The organism is Listeria cossartiae subsp. cossartiae (genome assembly GCF_014224155.1).
In the GTDB taxonomy this organism is placed as follows: Bacteria; Bacillota; Bacilli; order Lactobacillales; family Listeriaceae; genus Listeria; species Listeria cossartiae.
The window spans coordinates 603,450-619,153 of the sequence record NZ_JAASUI010000001.1 but is presented as its reverse complement, the minus strand read 5'-3'; the positions used below and the strand labels follow the sequence as shown (position 1 = coordinate 619,153).

The window sequence follows — 15,704 nt, the reverse complement described above, 5'->3', positions numbered from 1 at the left end:
TTGTTTATTTTAGTCTTCTAATTTATATTTAAGTGCATTTTTGGCTGCGTGGCGTTCTTTCGCTAAATCGACTAATCGTTCAATTAACGCTCCGTACGGTAAGCCCGTTTCCTGCCATAAAAGTGGGTACATGCTATACGGCGTGAAACCTGGCATTGTATTCACTTCATTTAAGAATAACTGGTTGTCGGCCGTTAAGAAAAAGTCCGCTCGTACTAGTCCGCTTGCATCAAGACCTAAGAACGCTTGGACCGCATATTCTTTCATTTGCTCCAAGATTTCCGGATCTACTTCAGTCGGAATAATCAACGCTGTATTATTGTCTTGATATTTCGCTTTGTAATCATAAAAAGTAGCAACCGCACCTTCTGGCAAAATTTCACCAGGAACGGAGCAAACTGGCGTATCGTTTCCAAGTACGCCCATTTCGACTTCACGCGCGACCACGCCTTGTTCTACTACGACACGACGGTCATATAAAAAGGCTTCTGTCATCGCCTCAGCTAATTCTTTTTTATTCGTAGCTTTACTAATTCCAACACTCGAACCAAGATTGGCTGGTTTTACGAAGACTGGATATGTAAGTACTGCTTCCATTTCGGCAACCATTTCTTCTTGATAGTTTTTCCAATCGATTAAACGTACTGCAACAGCTGGAACTTGTGGAATACCAGCATCTGCAAAAATTTTCTTCATCACGATTTTGTCCATCGCAGCTGATGATGCTAAGACGCCGTTGCCAACGTAAGGAATGTTTAATACTTCAAACAAACCTTGAACTGTGCCATCTTCCCCGTTTGGTCCATGTAAAAGTGGGAATATGACTGTCTCTTGTCCGTCTGCTTCTAAAACAGCTGGGCTAATCGCTTCCCCTTCTGATTTTTCTGATTCAGTAGTAGCAAGCTTCACTGTATCTGCTGCCGTAAAACGTAATTGTTCGACAAAATCTAATTTTCCAGCAAGTAGTGGTCCTTGAATCCACTCGCCTTCATTTGTAATATATATTGGCGCAGCTTCGAATTTTTCTAAATCCAAAGCGTTAATAACTGAAAATGCTGTTTGTAAGGAAACTTCGTGTTCAGCAGATTTTCCACCGTATAATAAGATTAACTTGGTTTTCATAATACCCCTCCGTCATCATTCGCTTTATCTATTTTACCATGTTTTGACAGGATGAAAAGGTATAACTAAAAAATAGGCTGAAAAAATCTTCTTTTTTAAATAAGAAACGTGCAAACTTATTATAAAAAGGACTTTTTCAGCCTAACTTATTAAACGCCAGATGTTAATTTCAAGCCAACCACGCCGGCAATAATCATCGTAATAAACAGCAATTTACCAACACTTTTACGTTCTTTAAATACAATCATTCCAAGCGTCACACTACCAACGGCTCCAATTCCGGTCCAAATCGCGTAACCAGTACCAATCGGAATCGTTTTAAGCGCAAGCGATAGTAAAAAGAAACTCGCGGACATAAAGATAATCGTGAGTATCGCATATCCTAGCCGTTTAAAACCATCTGAAAGTTTCAGCATCACAACAAAGACCATTTCACATAAACCTGCTACAAGTAAAAATATCCAATCCATCGTTATTTAGCCTCCTTTTCAGACTCATTGCCATCCACTAATTTCAACCCAATAATCCCTACTAGTAACACGACTAGAGAAACAATCTTCCAAAACGAAACACCTTCCGAAAGAAAAATCATCCCAATAATCGCCGTCCCAGCAGCCCCAATCCCAGTAAAGACCGCATAAGCAGTACCAATTGGAATCGATTTCATCGAAACGGAAAACAAACCAAAACTAACAATTAAAAATGCTATCGTTAAAAGGCTCCACCCGAGCATCGTAAAACCATGTGATTCTTTCAGCCCAAAAGCCCAAACAATTTCTGATAATCCTGCCATAATTAAATATAACCAAGCCATTTGCCTTACCTCCCATTCAATCTAATAAACTTGCAAGAACTTCCCAAGCAGATGCTCTACGCAACTCAAATTCCGTTTCATCATAAATTCCGTGCTCGACGCTAAGCCCATCAAGCATGGCATAAAATACATGCATCCATCTAACAAGGACTTTCTCCGACACGATTTCCCCTAACGTTTCGCGCAATATACCATCTGTCAATTGTTCATACGTCTTTGTTTCTTCCTTTAATTCTTGAAAAAGTGACTTAGGGGGATAAAAGACAGCGCGTTGGAAAAATTTCTTCTCATTAGGATTACTGGAAAAATCAGTCGCTACAAAGAAAATTGCTTGTAGTTTCTCTTTACCCAATAAATCATCTCGTTCCGCTACACGTCCTAATTCTGTTAATTCCATTTGGATGCTATCTCGATAAACTTCTAAAAAAAGCGCTTCTTTTGATGGGAAATGGGCATATAAAGATGGTGTCTTAATTCCAACAGCTTTGGCAATTTCAGAAAGTGCCGTTCCATCATAGCCTTTTTCCGCAAAAAGTGTTAATGCGGCTTCTTTTACTAGTTTCTTTGTCATAAAGCAACCCCCTAACTAACGTTCATTAGTTAAATTCTAGCAAATAAAAAACCAAACGTAAAGGAAAAAGTTTGATTTTTTATTTTTCGATATATTTCCACTCATTTTGTTTTAAATCATAAACTAGTTTTGCAACTTCTTCTTCATAATATATTTTGGAAGAAATTTCTAGTTCGGTCATCTCTTCTGTTAAGCCATGGCCGATTGGTACTTCGATTTGCGTACGTGATTTGACCACATCATCCAGCGCAATGCAAGCCCCGTCTTTAAAATGATCTGCCATTTTTTTCAAAAGTTCCACTGGTGGTTCGGCAACATATTTTTTCTTACTAAAAGAAAAAATGCCTTTCTCATTCACAAGTTCTGCCGTTTTTCGTGCAATGACGTAACTAAGTAACATATAAAAATGATTGAGGTTGCGGTAATATACTTTATTATATCGACCGTCTTCCCTCGTTAAGTAAACAAAATTGTTTTGTAATTTATAGTAAAATGGCGAACGCAAATGGCGTCCAGTATGTGCAAGATACAGCATTTCTGCTACTTCTTGTGGTGTCAATTGGTTTAAAAGCTCCACGTCTTCAAAATCAATCCAACAAAGTGGGTTAAAATTCCCTTTGGATATATTCGCTAAATCGCCTGGCTCTAAGTAGTGAAAAGCTGTGTGTGCATTGTAGGATGCGTCTTCAATATTATGCTTAATGAGCAAAATATTTTCCGGTGGCTGTCCTACGCCATTTAAGAAATCACAAAAAGAAATGCCGCTTGTTGCCACATTATTAATAACATGATCAATATGCACATAAATAGATTGTTGGTTAACCGCTTCTTTTTTCATGTATATGCCTCACTCTATTTCTATTTTCTTCTATGACAAAAGCCTTCCACTCCATCATACAACATTTTTACGTAAAAAGGATAACAGAAACATCAAAACTTAATGACTAATTTATGACAAAGAAAAAAAGTGAAGTGATTTTATACGCTAATTACGCCATCTAAAGTAATTTTAATTACAAAAGACTCAATAAACTCGCCTATAAAAACCTCCACTTTTCGATTTACTGCAATCGAAGTGTCATATTTGGTATCGCCTTACTGCTCACCGATTTCCAAATATCTTTTCGTGATTTTGTTTTTTCAACAACAATTCCTTTTTCTTTGAGCTGACGGATTACTTGATTCAAGTCTTTCTGATTATTATCCAATCTCATCACTCCATCTTCAAAATTTGTTTTCATTCTTTTTGTTTTTCTCTCTTTCCTTACTTTACCATATACTCTTTACTAAGAATACCCTATTAAACAAAATTTTAACCAAAATCTTTGCTTTTTTTCAAGAAAGCGTTTGAAAACCGAATTTTCCTAGCAGTTTTCTTTTTAATATAAAGAAAAACATCAGTAATTTTTGTTTTACCTATACTATTTCCAACAATTTTATGTAATTAGCCTATATATTAGTATAAAATAAAAAGCTAGCGAATGGGGCATTAATTAGTAATTTTTCTTCTAAATGTGTCTTTTTTATGAACCTTCGTATTCTTAAATACAATATTCATTCTTAAAGCATTGATACAACAAGCTTCCCTCTGTTTCAGACATGCCGATTTGGCTGTGAAATGGCTATTATATGTGGCTTTTCACTTTTAGAACAAATAATTTTGGTGATGTTTTGTTGTTTTCACAGAATCGTCACTGGATTCTTATCTGCGTTATTATATAATTATATTCATATAAAACATCGGAGGAATGGCATGAAAAGACGCATTATCATAACAAGTATTGCAGTTTGCACGGCGCTGAGTATTGGCGGTGGTTATCTTTTATTTACTAACCAACAATCCACTACGCCGGAAGAAAAGCCTGCAATCATAAAAGATAGTATATATGACCAAAAAGAACCTACAAAACCAGCAACCGACTCAAAAATCGGTTCCAATAAAAAGAATTTCCATTTAGAAAAGAACTTCGGCGGCAAGCAATTACAAGTCGAGCGAATAACGGGCCGTGTTTCCCAAAAATCTCTCAAAAAGAGAACGGTTATTAAAATGAAACCAAATGACGCTGCAACGGAAGAAAAGACGGCAACTGATTCAAAAAAGCCAAACAGTAAACCTTCCAAAACAACGCCAACTGAATCGGATCCACAAGAAGATACACCTGCTAAAATTAGCCCTTTTTACGATAAAGAGCGTGTAATGACGCCGATTAATAATCAATTAGCTTCGTTAGATATTGCTACACTTGAAGCAAAAGAACCGCTTGTTGTCGGTACAGATATAACAAAGCTGCAACAACTTATTACGACTAACCAACTTAGCTATAAAGAATTAGCCGGTATTTATTTAAACCGTATTAAAAAGTATGATCAAAATGGCTTAAGTTTAAATGCCGTTACAGAAATTAATCCAACTATTATTGCCGAAGCAGAACAACTGGACAAGGAAGCGGCCACAAATAAATCCGCTTTATATGGCATGCCTGTTCTTTTAAAAGATAATATCGGGACTAAAGAACTTCCAACTAGTGCCGGAACCGTCGCGCTAAAAGATTGGGTCATTGGAAAAGATGCTGCCATTGTCGAAAAACTAAAAGCTAACGGCGCGCTAATCCTCGGAAAAACCAATATGTCCGAATGGGCGGCTGGAATGGATGACGAAGTACCAAACGGCTACTCAGGTAAAAAAGGCCAAGGGAAAAATCCTTATTCATTAGATTTGGACCCTTCTGGCTCAAGTTCTGGCTCAGCTACTGCGGCTACAAGTGATTTTGCAGCGATTGCGATTGGTACTGAAACGAATGGTTCGATTATTACACCAGCATCCGCGCAATCAGCTGTTGGGTATAAGCCATCGCAAGGTTTAGTAAACAATGAAGGTATTATCCCGCTTTCTAGCAGATTTGATACGCCGGGTCCACTAACAAGAACTGTTACAGATGCTTACCTAACAACGAATATTTTAACCAATACAACAAACCAGCCAGCACTTTCAAAAGACGCCCTTAAAGGGAAACGAATCGGGCTTTTAGCAGACGGTGAGAGTAATGAAGAAACGGCTGTTATCAAAAAAATAAAACAAGATTTGCAAAATGCTGGCGCAACTATCGTGAATGGTATTGCACTTGGCGAATTCGAACAAGTGGATACTGATTTTTCACAGTTGCTGAATGCTGACTTTAAATACGATTTAAATCAATTTTTGCAAGTGAATCATTCGCCTATGACTACGTTAGAATCTATTATCCAATTTAATCAAACGAACCCAGCAAGAAATATGAAATACGGGCAAGCAGAACTTGTCAAAGCAGCGCAAAGTACAACTACGAAGCAACAAGCGGACCATTTAGCTGGTAATTTGATTGGCACGGCACAAAACGAACTAGATTCTGTGCTTCAAAAAGATCAACTTGATGCGGTGGTTACCATTGGTATGGGTGGCTCTGTCATGTTTCTTGCTCCAATTGCTGGAAATCCAGAGTTAACTATTCCAGCTGGTTATGACGCTGAAACAAACCAACCGATTAGCCTGACTTTTATAAGTGCACGAAATAGCGATACAGCGTTACTAAATATGGGCTATGCCTACGAACAACAATCGAAAAACAGAAAAAGTCCTAACTTAAAATAAAAAAAGCCCTCTGTTCTTGGGAATTCCAAGGACAGAGGGCTTTTTGTTTATAAAACTTTATCTAAGAAACTGATGGTTCTTTCGTGAGTTGGGTTATCGAAAATTTCAGCAGGCTTGCCTTCTTCGACAATGTAGCCACCATCCATAAAGATTACGCGGTCGCCAACTTCGCGAGCGAATCCCATTTCGTGGGTAACAATAATCATCGTCATGCCGTCTTTTGCCAATTTTTTCATAACGCCTAAAACTTCGCCGACCATTTCCGGATCGAGTGCGGAGGTAGGCTCATCGAACAACATAATATCCGGATCCATCGCAAGTGCTCTTGCAATCGCCACCCGTTGTTTTTGTCCACCAGACAGTTGGTTAGGATATTCTTCTGCTTTTTCTTGCAAGCCTACTTGTTCTAACAAACGCAAGGCATTACTTTTCGCAGCTTCTTTATCCATTTTTTTCAGTTCAACTGGTGCAAGTGTAATATTTTCTAAAACCGACAAATGCGGAAAAAGGTTAAAATGTTGGAAAACCATACCGATATTTTCGCGAACTTGGTTAATATCGACTTTTTTATCAGTGATGTTAAAATCATCGACAATAACGTCTCCCGCAGTAATATCTTCTAAGTTATTCATGCAACGAAGGAAAGTACTTTTACCAGAGCCAGAAGGTCCGATTACACAAACTACTTCGCCTTCTTTTACTTCGATATCGATGCCTTTCAGTACTTCGTTAGCACCAAAACTTTTTTTAAGGCCTGTTACTTTAAGTTTAGTCATTTCGTAATCTCCTTTCTAAACGATCGGATACTTTCGTTAAAATAGTAATAACGATAAGGTACATAATTCCGATGATTAGCCATGTCCATGTACTTTCGAATGTACGCGCCATAATGATTTTACCTGATTGAGTTAATTCGACGAGTCCAATTGCTGACATGATCGATGTATCTTTCAAAGTGATAACGAATTGGTTAATAAAGGACGGAATCATCATTCGAATTGCTTGTGGTAGAACGACTTTCATCATCGCTTTTTTATATGGTAAGCCTAGACTTCTTGCTGCTTCCATTTGTCCTTTGTCGACAGATTGAATACCGCCGCGGACGATTTCGACCATGTAGGCACCGGCATTTAAGCTTAGCGCGATAACCCCGGCCAAGAATACTGGCATCCTAAAGTCAAGTGCTGCTGGAATACCAAAGTAGAAGAAGAATGCTTGAACAATTAATGGAGTTCCTCGGAAAATATCTACATAAACTGTGGCAATTCCGCGTAAAATTTTGTTATTGCTGACTTTCATAAAGCCGAATGTAATACCAATAATGAATGCGATAATAAGGGAAACAACTGCTAATCTAATAGTTAGCCACATTCCAGCTAAAAGTGCTGGCCAGGAAGATTTAATAATCCCCATAAAGCCTTTTTCAGTTGTGTTTTCTTTAATAGCATCTTTACCTAAATAAGTTTCAAGAATTTCATCATATTCGCCGCTTGCTTTAATGTTCACAAGACCAGCGTTAAATTTAGCTAAAAGTTCTTGGTTTTTGCCTTTATTAACAGCAAAACCGTATGAGTTTCCTTTTTCTTTGTCTGTTACAATTTTTAAACCGTTGCCTGTTTGAACTCCGTATGCTAGTACCGGATAATCATCGAAACATGCGACAGAATTTCTTGTTTTAACGTCATCGTACATTTGTGCGGAATCATCGAAAACAACGATATCAAAGCCGTATTTAGCTTTGATTTTTTCTGCAAATGCGTAACCTTCTGTACCTGTTTTAACGGCTACTTTTTTACCTTTTAAGTCTTCATATGTTTTGATTTCGTCATTATCTTTCAAAATCCCCATAACGACACCTGAATCAAAATAAGGATCAGAGAAGTCGAACTTTTGTTTACGTTCGTCTGTAATACTCATTCCCGCGATAACACCGTCGACTTGGTTAGCTTCTAGTGCTTGTACTGCTGCATTGAATCCCATTGCTTTAATTTCATATTTAAAATTTTGATCTTTGGCAATAGCTTTTAGGATGTCCATGTCGATACCAACATGTTCTCCGCCTTTCTCAAATTCAAAAGGTGCAAATGTAGTATCTGTACCAATCAAGTATGTTTCTTCAGCAGCTTTTGCGTTTAATCCGTTTCCTGTGAAAATGAACGTGGCAACACAAGCAATTGCCATCATTAGTAAAAATCGTGAAAATTTCTTCATATTGTGTCCTCCCTCTATATGTGTTTTGCTTTAATTAATTATTTTATGTAGCCTAATTTTTTTCCGTACTCGTAAGATTTTACCATAAGGATAGATTATTGACCATAGTTATTTGTGATAAGATTTTCAACACCGAAAAAGAAAGAAGCTAATCCTTGTAAATTAGCTTCTAACGGTTGTTTAATTCTTTTTCAAAATCATACTCTTTCATCTTAGCGTAAGCGATGTACGCGCTTTTCGCATTTTCGATTGCGAGGTCGATTTGTTTCTTTTTACCGCCTTTTTGTGGGAATAAACAAGCTTTCCGAAGTGGCTCTTGTAGCGATTTTTTATCGATTTTTTCAGCGATTAGCAATTCTTTTGGTTGAATATTATTGGGATCTTCATAAAAATGGTTAATAAAATTGGCTAAATCTTCTTGGAGCGATGTTTCGATTTCGAAAACGTGCCACTTGCTTCCATTAATTGCGCCGTTTCGAACAAAGAAAACGAACACGCTTAGATAGTTGTCTTGTTGATAACAACCGATGATGTCGCGATTCTTTAAGCCCGGGAAAATAATGTGCTGTTTTTCAATTGTTTCATTAATAGCGTGCATTTTATCACGCAGTTCGGCGGCTCTTTCAAATTCGAGTTTTTCTGTTGCTTCTTGCATCTCGGTGGTTAGCTTATCTTTTACATCTTTAATGTCGCCTTCCAGGAAACGGCTAATTTTTCGGATTTGCTTTTCATAAACTGCTGGCTCAATTTCTTCGTAGCATGGCCCTAAGCAAAGCCCTAAATGATAGTATAAACAAGGACGGCCCGGCTTTCCGTCGCATCTGCACAGCGGAAATAGTTTTTCGATTAGTTCTACGGTTTGTCTGGCGGAGTAGCGGCCGGGATATGGGCCAAAATAGTGCGCGCCATCCTGTTTTACTTCCAGCACGACTTCGATATGCGGATTTTTTTCGTTCGTAATTTTAATATATGGGTAACTTGGGCCTTCTTTTAACTGGATATTAAAAGGTGGCTGATATTTTTGAATTAAAATCATTTCGAGTAGTAGGGCTTCTTTTTCGGAAGTAGTGATGATTAGTTCTAAATCGCGAATTTGCCGTACAAGTCTTGCGGTTTTACCGATTTGTTTGCTATGAAAATACGATTTTACGCGGTTTTTTAAGCATTTTGATTTGCCGATATATAGAATTTCGTTATTTTCATCTCTATAAATATAACAACCTGGTGATTCAGGTAATAAGGTTAATTTAGTTTGTAATTTGTCGTCCAAAGGGGCACCCCTCCTTCTTGAACATCTATTCTAGTCCTACTCGCTCTATTTGTAAAGACGAAAAAAGAACTAGCTCGTCTCACTCAAGCTAGTTCTTTTAATTAATTATTTACCCCAGACGTCTTCCGCAATTTGGACAACGTAGCGTAATTTATTCCATTGTTCTTCTTCGGTCAGGATATTGCCTTCTTCTGTGGAGGCAAATCCACATTGGGGACTTAGGCGTAATTGGCTTAATGAGACGATTTCGCTCGCTTCAGCAATCCGCGTTTTAATCGCCGCTTCGTCTTCTAATTCACCTGTTTTCGATGTAATTAAGCCGAGCACAATTTTCAAATCTGGGCGCGTCACATATTTTAATGGCGCAAAATCTCCAGAACGTTCGTTATCATATTCTAAAAAGAAACCATCGATATTTAATTGACCGAATAAGGTTTCCGCAACCGGTCCATAGCCACCTTCCGCTATCCATGTGGAACGGAAATTCCCACGGCAAATGTGCATCGTAATAACCATATCAGCTGGTTTATGTTTGATAGATTCATTGATAAGATTTTTATACGTTTCTTGTAATGTGTCCGGGTCAAATCCTCTTTGGCGCACGACTTCGCGTTGTTCATCCGAGCATAAATAGCTCCACGATGTATCGTCTAATTGCAGATAACGGCAGCCAGCATCATAAAATGCTTGAATCGCTTTTTGATACGCAGTCGCTAAATCAGTGGCAAATTTGTCGGCATCGTCTAAATATGGCTGATACTCAATATCGCCGCGATAATGAAGCATTGCTGGACTCGGAATCGTTTGTTTCGCAACATGATTTTCCCCAACAGCTTCTTTTAGGAAAATAAAATCTTCTATAAATGGATGCGTGGTGAAATCGATCGGAGCCGTGATTTTTACTGAATGCGATTTTGTTTGGACTTTGCTGAATTGAATGCCGCCAGCCGCATCGTATCCTTCTACCCCGTCCAAATTCTCCAAGAAGTCAAAATGCCACCAAGCACGGCGAAACTCGCCATCTGTGATTGATTTTAAGCCTACTTCTTTTTGCTTTTCGACGATATACTTAATTTCTGTATTTTCAACTTCACGCAACTCTTGGGCTGTTATTTCGCCAGCTTGGAACTTCTCCCGCGCTTCTTTAATGGCCTTTGTCCGTAAAATACTTCCAACATGATCTGCATAAAATGGTGCTACTTGATTCATTTCCTTCGCCTCAATTCGTTTTATTTTTATGTACAAAAAAACTTCCCCTCAAAAGACAGCTTTTAAGGGAAAGTGAATTTACCTGATTCGCGTGCCTTATCTGTCAGTGTTACCTGCTGGATTTGGCACCGTGAAAAATCCGGTTGCCAAGGCTTCGCTGGGCCAGAACCCTCCACCTTTCTTGATAAGTTGCTATGTAATTGGTTCTTATTATATCGTTTGTTTCTCGTTGTTGTCAAATTTATTTCTGAATATTTATGCTTCTGCGATAACTTCGATTTCAATTTCAGCATCAAGCGGCAATTTCGCTACTTGGAAAGCACTTCTCGCTGGGAAATCACTGGAAAAGAATGTGGCATAAACCTCATTTACAGCTGTGAATTCATTTAAATCTTTGAAGAAAACAGTCGCTTTGATGATTTTATCCAGTCCAGAACCAGCTTCTTCTAGCACTGCTGCTAAATTTTTAAAAGCTTGCTCGGCTTGTTTTGTCGCGCCTTCTGCTAATTCTCCAGTTGCTGGGTTAATACCAAGTTGACCTGACGTAAAAATAAGTCCGTTCACTTTTACAGCTTGTGAGTATGGTCCAAGTGCTTTTGGGGCTGACGATGTTTGAATAATTTTTTTTGCCATTTTATCCCTGCTTTCTTTTATGGTATGCTTTTATTCTAATCAATAATGTTTGTTTTAGCAATGAAGGGGGATTTCTGGATGATTTTAACAATATATTTAATCGCGATAACGCTTATTTCTTTTCTATTATTCGCTATTGATAAACGGAAAGCAATTAAACACGCTTACCGGATACCTGAATCTGTACTACTTTTCACCGCATTTCTCGGCGGGGCATTTGGTAGTTGGATGTCGATGCAGTTGTTTCATCATAAAACGCAAAAGCCGAAGTTTCGGATCTTAGTGCCGCTTGCGATGGTTTGGACTGTTGGGGTTTTGGTTTGGTGGTTGTATTGATTTCTATTAGATTTTAAGCTTTGTAATTTTCATATTCCCAAAAGAAATAATTTTGCAGAGCTTCACAAGAATCATCCCAGCTCTCTTTTGTACATATTTCCAAAATGGATTCTATTTTATCCAAAAGTAAATCATAACAATAATATTCCAATACGATTGCTTTTCGTTTCCCTTTTGGAAGTTTATATAAAGTTGCTGGCGTTACCACTGGAACATGAAAATAATTTCCTCTTTTCGTGCCATCATTTGTTCCAATAAACAAATCAACAACAAAGTAAAGTTCTTTTCCGGGGGCATATTCCCAATCTTTAAGTGGGATTTCTAGTTTTGTTGAATGAATTTCTTGTAATAAAACAAGCTTTGAATTATGTTGCTTTTTCATTTAGCTCCTCCGTGTTAATTTAAGAATCTATATTCAGTATATAATAGATATAGCACTCAATGTATTATTAAAAAACAGAAATCCCTCATTTTAAAAAGGGATTTCTGTTTTTTTACGCTTCTTTAAAAAATTTATTCTGAATTACTTTAATAATCTCCATCATCACAACTGCCGCGAGTGCTAACCCTGCTGCAATCGACCATTCATGTAAGCCGAATGTTGCTGGGATCGAGAAGATTTCGCGAGCTCCTGGTAGTACGGTGATTCCGTATAAGACGAAACAAAGTAATACGGCGCCGATAACGTATTTGTTGCTGAAGAATCCTGCGCCAAATGCGGTTTGGACGTTCGAGCGAGCTGCAAATGTTTGTAATGTACGAGCTAGGATAAGTGTAGTGAATGCCATTGCGACACTCATCTCAGGTGAAATTTGCATACCGATATATTGTGAGATGATAACGGCGATACCGATTAAGACACCGCGGCTAATAACGGCGCGCATCGTTCCACCGGCAAAAATACCTTCGTTAATATCTCTTGGTTTGCGTTTCATTACGTCAGGTTCTGCTTTTTCCATACCTAGTGCGATTGCTGGTAAGGAGTCATTGACTAAGTTGATAAATAGTAATTGTAGTGCTGTGAATGGGTTAATCCAATCGAGTACGAGCGCAAATAAAATCGCGATAATTGCGCCTAAATTTCCTGCAAATAGGTAAGAAATTGATTTTTTAATGTTATCAAAGACGGTTCTACCTACACCAACTGCGTCCACAATTGATACGAAATTGTCATCGGTTAAAATCATCGCGGCAGAGTCTTTAGCAACGTCCGTTCCGCTTCCCATTGCGACGCCGATATCGGCTTGTTTTAGGGCGGGCGCATCATTGACACCATCACCAGTCATTGCGGTGATTTTGCCTTTTTTCTGCCAAGCTTTGACGATTCGGATTTTATTTTCTGGAGATACACGGGCGTAGACAGCGATATGCTCAAGTTTTTTGTCGAGTTCTTCTTCTGGCATTGCGTCGAGTTCTTGACCAGTTAATGCGATATCGTCGGCATCCATTAAACCAATATCACGGCCGATTGCTTGCGCCGTTGTTTTATGGTCTCCGGTAATCATCACAGTGCGAATCCCCGCTTTTTTCGACTCTTCAATCGATGCATAAACGGCTTCACGTGGCGGATCAATCATTGCAGTTAAGCCAACTAGAACGATATCTTGCTCGTCTTCTAGTTTTAATTCGGTTGTATCAGCCGGCATCCGTTTGTAGCCGTAAGCTAAGACACGAAGCGCTTGATTGGAAAATTCTTCGTTAGTTTCTTTTAGTTTCGTTAAAATTTCTTCTGTCATTGGCTTTTCTTCGCCGTCAAGGAACACGTAGCTACAACGCGCGAACATCACATCTGGGCCACCTTTTGTTAGCATTGCTTTGTTGTTATTGAAGGTGTGTAGCGTTGACATTAATTTACGATCTGAATCAAAAGGAATTTCGCCTTCGCGGATGAATTTTTCGCGAATTTCATTGTAATCTTGATTATTTTTATTACTAAAGGCAATCAGCGCCACTTCGGTCGGGTCGCCTAGTTCTTTACCTTCGCTATTAATATTCGAGTCGTTACAAAGTACCGCAATATGAATCAAACGGCGCTCCCCAATGGACCATTTTTCTGGGCTATCTGGGAAGTTTTCTTTCGTTCCATCTGGTAAGTAGTAATCAACAACGGTCATTTTATTTTGCGTTAGTGTACCGGTTTTATCTGTACAAATAACGCTTGTGGAGCCTAGAGTTTCAACTGCTGGGAGCTTCCGAATAATCGCGTGTTGCTTTGCCATTTTGTTCGTTCCGACTGCAAGTACAATCGTTACAATAGAAGAAAGTGCTTCCGGAATGGCTGCTACAGCTACGGCCACGGCAAACATAAAGGCATTTAAAATCGCGGTTGCCATATCCGCTGAATTGTCGCCAAGTAACACACGACCAGCTTCGACTGCAAAAATAAGTACACAGAGTGCTAAAATACCAATGCCTAACTTTTTACTAAATGATTCTAGTTTTCGTTGTAGCGGCGTTTGTTTCGCTTCTGCTGTTTCAAGTAATCCAGCGATTTTACCGATTTCTGTTTCGCTCGCTGTGCCTGTTACGACAAACATCCCGCGACCATAAACAACAAGGGAACCACTGAAAACCATATTGACACGGTCGCCAAGCCCTACTTCATCCGGAATGGTGTCGATATATTTTTCAACCGCCTCCGATTCCCCAGTAAGCATACCTTCGTCAATTTTCAAGGAGCCACTTTCGAATAAACGCCCGTCTGCTGGGACAAAATCACCTGCATCTAAAATAACGACGTCACCCGGAACAAGTTCGCGCGCATGAATACTTTGCTTCGAACCATCGCGGATAACTTTGGCGACTGGTGCAGACATTTCTCGTAACGCATCGAGCGAACTTTCTGCTTTTCGCGTTTGAACTACGCTAATTATCGAGTTCACAATCAGCACTAAAAAGATAATAAGCGATTCAACTACTTCGCCTAAAACCAACTGCACCAAGGCAGCGATGACTAACACAATAACCATTGGATCTTTAAATGTTTCCAGGAAAAGTTTCCAAAGAGGATCTTTCTTTTTATTCTTCAGTTCGTTAAAACCGTATTTTTCTTGTCGTTTTGTTACCTCACTAGTTGTTAAGCCTTTTTCTGTCGCTTCTAGTTGAGTAAATGTTTCTGCCGCGCTTTTGCGGTAAATCTCCAATCATGTCAGCCCCTTCCAATCAATTTATGTGTTAAGTATAACAAATCTTTACGTGGAAATAATATTGATAACACTGGAAATTTACACACTCTTAACAAACAGCGCTTTCAAGGTACTATTTGAGCTAAACTATTAAATAGTTGAACCGGACACAAAAAACGTCTATACTACAAGCAGATAGCTAGATTAGGAGGACATGGCATGGATAAAAATGAACAAGTCATGGCAAGTGTCAGGGATTTATTTAATAAGCTCGCATGGATTAACAAAGTGAAAATGGAAAAGGCGCTGGAAGGATATAAACCCTCCGAAGTCCACTGCATTGAATATATTGCCAAAAATGAAGATCCTAATGTGACAAAACTGGCAGAAGCTTTTTATATGACGAAAAGTGCGATTAGTAAAATCACGAAAAAACTGATGGATAAAGGCTATATCGAAAGCTATCAAAAGCCGGAAAATAAAAAAGAAATCTATTTTCGCTTAACTGCTAAAGGTGACGAAATTAATCAAGTGCATGATAGTTTACATCAAGAATTTCTTGATCGTGATAAAGTGGTTTTTGAAGATGTGTCGGATGCGCAATATGCGGAAGTTTTAAAATTTGTTGATAAATATAGCCAACATTTGGATACTGAAATGAAGAAAGTGTTAGATGCCAAATCTGAATAAAATTAGCAACAGCCTTACTTTTCAAGTGAGGTTGTTTTTTATTGTTGACAAGGAAACAAAAACGAGTTAAGCTATTTATGTTTCCTAGGACACTA

The 15,704-nt window shown here is 38.5% G+C and carries 16 protein-coding genes and 1 riboswitch; of the genes, 3 read left to right on the top strand and 13 right to left on the bottom strand.

Annotated features, from left to right (window positions below; translation table 11 throughout):
• Positions 1 to 9: 9 nt before the first annotated feature.
• The 6 genes from HCJ30_RS03135 to HCJ30_RS03110 all read right to left on the bottom strand — a co-directional run bounded on the left by HCJ30_RS03135 (position 10) and on the right by HCJ30_RS03110 (position 3,715).
• Positions 10 to 1,122: a D-alanine--D-alanine ligase gene (locus HCJ30_RS03135; protein ID WP_185390944.1), complete on the bottom strand. Its 1,113-nt coding sequence runs from the start codon at positions 1,120 to 1,122 to the stop codon at positions 10 to 12.
• Between the two features lie 149 nt (positions 1,123 to 1,271).
• Positions 1,272 to 1,592, bottom strand: coding sequence for a quaternary ammonium compound efflux SMR transporter SugE2 (gene sugE2 / locus HCJ30_RS03130; protein ID WP_185390943.1), 321 nt, complete (start codon positions 1,590 to 1,592; stop codon positions 1,272 to 1,274).
• Between the two features lie 2 nt (positions 1,593 to 1,594).
• Positions 1,595 to 1,936 carry a quaternary ammonium compound efflux SMR transporter SugE1 gene (gene sugE1 / locus HCJ30_RS03125; RefSeq protein ID WP_185390942.1) on the bottom strand — a complete coding sequence of 114 codons (342 nt, stop codon included), beginning with the start codon at positions 1,934 to 1,936 and terminating at the stop codon, positions 1,595 to 1,597.
• A gap of 16 nt (positions 1,937 to 1,952) precedes the next feature.
• Positions 1,953 to 2,507, bottom strand: a complete 555-nt coding sequence (locus tag HCJ30_RS03120) for a TetR/AcrR family transcriptional regulator (RefSeq protein WP_185390941.1) — start codon at positions 2,505 to 2,507, stop codon at positions 1,953 to 1,955.
• Positions 2,508 to 2,586: 79 nt separating this feature from the next.
• Entirely contained in the window at positions 2,587 to 3,345 is a 759-nt protein-coding gene (locus tag HCJ30_RS03115; RefSeq protein WP_185390940.1) for a hypothetical protein, read from the bottom strand.
• 223 nt (positions 3,346 to 3,568) lie between these two features.
• Complete coding sequence (locus HCJ30_RS03110) at positions 3,569 to 3,715, bottom strand: Lmo0850 family protein (RefSeq protein ID WP_149584518.1); 147 nt, start codon at positions 3,713 to 3,715, stop codon at positions 3,569 to 3,571.
• Positions 3,716 to 4,260: 545 nt separating this feature from the next.
• Here HCJ30_RS03110 and HCJ30_RS03105 point away from each other — a divergent pair.
• Entirely contained in the window at positions 4,261 to 6,135 is a 1,875-nt protein-coding gene (locus HCJ30_RS03105; protein WP_185390939.1) for an amidase family protein, read from the top strand.
• A 47-nt stretch (positions 6,136 to 6,182) separates the two neighbouring features.
• Here HCJ30_RS03105 and HCJ30_RS03100 read toward each other — a convergent pair whose 3' ends face one another.
• From HCJ30_RS03100 to HCJ30_RS03080, 5 genes are all read right to left on the bottom strand, one after another.
• The gene (locus HCJ30_RS03100) at positions 6,183 to 6,911 is read right to left on the bottom strand and encodes an amino acid ABC transporter ATP-binding protein (protein ID WP_185390938.1); all 729 of its coding nucleotides are present in this window, start codon (positions 6,909 to 6,911) and stop codon (positions 6,183 to 6,185) included.
• Complete coding sequence (locus tag HCJ30_RS03095; RefSeq protein WP_185390937.1) at positions 6,904 to 8,346, bottom strand: amino acid ABC transporter substrate-binding protein/permease; 1,443 nt, start codon at positions 8,344 to 8,346, stop codon at positions 6,904 to 6,906. The genes HCJ30_RS03100 and HCJ30_RS03095 overlap by 8 nt, the downstream gene beginning before the upstream one ends.
• A 169-nt stretch (positions 8,347 to 8,515) precedes the next feature.
• Complete coding sequence (gene uvrC, locus HCJ30_RS03090) at positions 8,516 to 9,616, bottom strand: excinuclease ABC subunit UvrC (protein ID WP_185390936.1); 1,101 nt, start codon at positions 9,614 to 9,616, stop codon at positions 8,516 to 8,518.
• Between the two features lie 105 nt (positions 9,617 to 9,721).
• Complete coding sequence (locus tag HCJ30_RS03085; RefSeq protein ID WP_185390935.1) at positions 9,722 to 10,825, bottom strand: 5-methyltetrahydropteroyltriglutamate--homocysteine S-methyltransferase; 1,104 nt, start codon at positions 10,823 to 10,825, stop codon at positions 9,722 to 9,724.
• Between the two features lie 93 nt (positions 10,826 to 10,918).
• Positions 10,919 to 11,016, bottom strand: a riboswitch (SAM riboswitch).
• A 64-nt stretch (positions 11,017 to 11,080) separates the two neighbouring features.
• Positions 11,081 to 11,458, bottom strand: coding sequence for a RidA family protein (locus HCJ30_RS03080; protein ID WP_185390934.1), 378 nt, complete (start codon positions 11,456 to 11,458; stop codon positions 11,081 to 11,083).
• Positions 11,459 to 11,536: 78 nt separating this feature from the next.
• Here HCJ30_RS03080 and HCJ30_RS03075 point away from each other — a divergent pair, with 78 nt between their 5' ends.
• Positions 11,537 to 11,794, top strand: coding sequence for a DUF1294 domain-containing protein (locus HCJ30_RS03075; RefSeq protein ID WP_003729458.1), 258 nt, complete (start codon positions 11,537 to 11,539; stop codon positions 11,792 to 11,794).
• Between the two features lie 13 nt (positions 11,795 to 11,807).
• On the opposite strand, the gene HCJ30_RS03070 is transcribed toward HCJ30_RS03075, so the two are convergent.
• Positions 11,808 to 12,176 (bottom strand): Imm8 family immunity protein, encoded by a 369-nt coding sequence (locus tag HCJ30_RS03070; protein ID WP_185390933.1) that lies wholly within the window; start codon positions 12,174 to 12,176, stop codon positions 11,808 to 11,810.
• A 112-nt stretch (positions 12,177 to 12,288) separates the two neighbouring features.
• Positions 12,289 to 14,937 (bottom strand): calcium-transporting ATPase, encoded by a 2,649-nt coding sequence (locus tag HCJ30_RS03065; RefSeq protein WP_185390932.1) that lies wholly within the window; start codon positions 14,935 to 14,937, stop codon positions 12,289 to 12,291.
• A gap of 201 nt (positions 14,938 to 15,138) precedes the next feature.
• Here HCJ30_RS03065 and HCJ30_RS03060 point away from each other — a divergent pair, with 201 nt between their 5' ends.
• Positions 15,139 to 15,609, top strand: a complete 471-nt coding sequence (locus tag HCJ30_RS03060; protein ID WP_185390931.1) for a MarR family transcriptional regulator — start codon at positions 15,139 to 15,141, stop codon at positions 15,607 to 15,609.
• Positions 15,610 to 15,704 lie beyond the last annotated feature (95 nt).

What these genes read in the sequence shown, in the direction of transcription:
- HCJ30_RS03135 (WP_185390944.1), bottom strand. Translation starts at nt 1,122, where the DNA reads ATGAAAACCAAGTTAATCTTATTATACGGTGGAAAATCTGCTGAACAC.
- sugE2 (WP_185390943.1), bottom strand. Translation starts at nt 1,592, where the DNA reads ATGGATTGGATATTTTTACTTGTAGCAGGTTTATGTGAAATGGTCTTT.
- sugE1 (WP_185390942.1), bottom strand. Translation starts at nt 1,936, where the DNA reads ATGGCTTGGTTATATTTAATTATGGCAGGATTATCAGAAATTGTTTGG.
- HCJ30_RS03120 (WP_185390941.1), bottom strand. Translation starts at nt 2,507, where the DNA reads ATGACAAAGAAACTAGTAAAAGAAGCCGCATTAACACTTTTTGCGGAA.
- HCJ30_RS03115 (WP_185390940.1), bottom strand. Translation starts at nt 3,345, where the DNA reads ATGAAAAAAGAAGCGGTTAACCAACAATCTATTTATGTGCATATTGAT.
- HCJ30_RS03105 (WP_185390939.1), top strand. Translation starts at nt 4,261, where the DNA reads ATGAAAAGACGCATTATCATAACAAGTATTGCAGTTTGCACGGCGCTG.
- HCJ30_RS03100 (WP_185390938.1), bottom strand. Translation starts at nt 6,911, where the DNA reads ATGACTAAACTTAAAGTAACAGGCCTTAAAAAAAGTTTTGGTGCTAAC.
- HCJ30_RS03095 (WP_185390937.1), bottom strand. Translation starts at nt 8,346, where the DNA reads ATGAAGAAATTTTCACGATTTTTACTAATGATGGCAATTGCTTGTGTT.
- HCJ30_RS03085 (WP_185390935.1), bottom strand. Translation starts at nt 10,825, where the DNA reads ATGAATCAAGTAGCACCATTTTATGCAGATCATGTTGGAAGTATTTTA.
- HCJ30_RS03080 (WP_185390934.1), bottom strand. Translation starts at nt 11,458, where the DNA reads ATGGCAAAAAAAATTATTCAAACATCGTCAGCCCCAAAAGCACTTGGA.
- HCJ30_RS03075 (WP_003729458.1), top strand. Translation starts at nt 11,537, where the DNA reads ATGATTTTAACAATATATTTAATCGCGATAACGCTTATTTCTTTTCTA.
- HCJ30_RS03070 (WP_185390933.1), bottom strand. Translation starts at nt 12,176, where the DNA reads ATGAAAAAGCAACATAATTCAAAGCTTGTTTTATTACAAGAAATTCAT.
- HCJ30_RS03060 (WP_185390931.1), top strand. Translation starts at nt 15,139, where the DNA reads ATGGATAAAAATGAACAAGTCATGGCAAGTGTCAGGGATTTATTTAAT.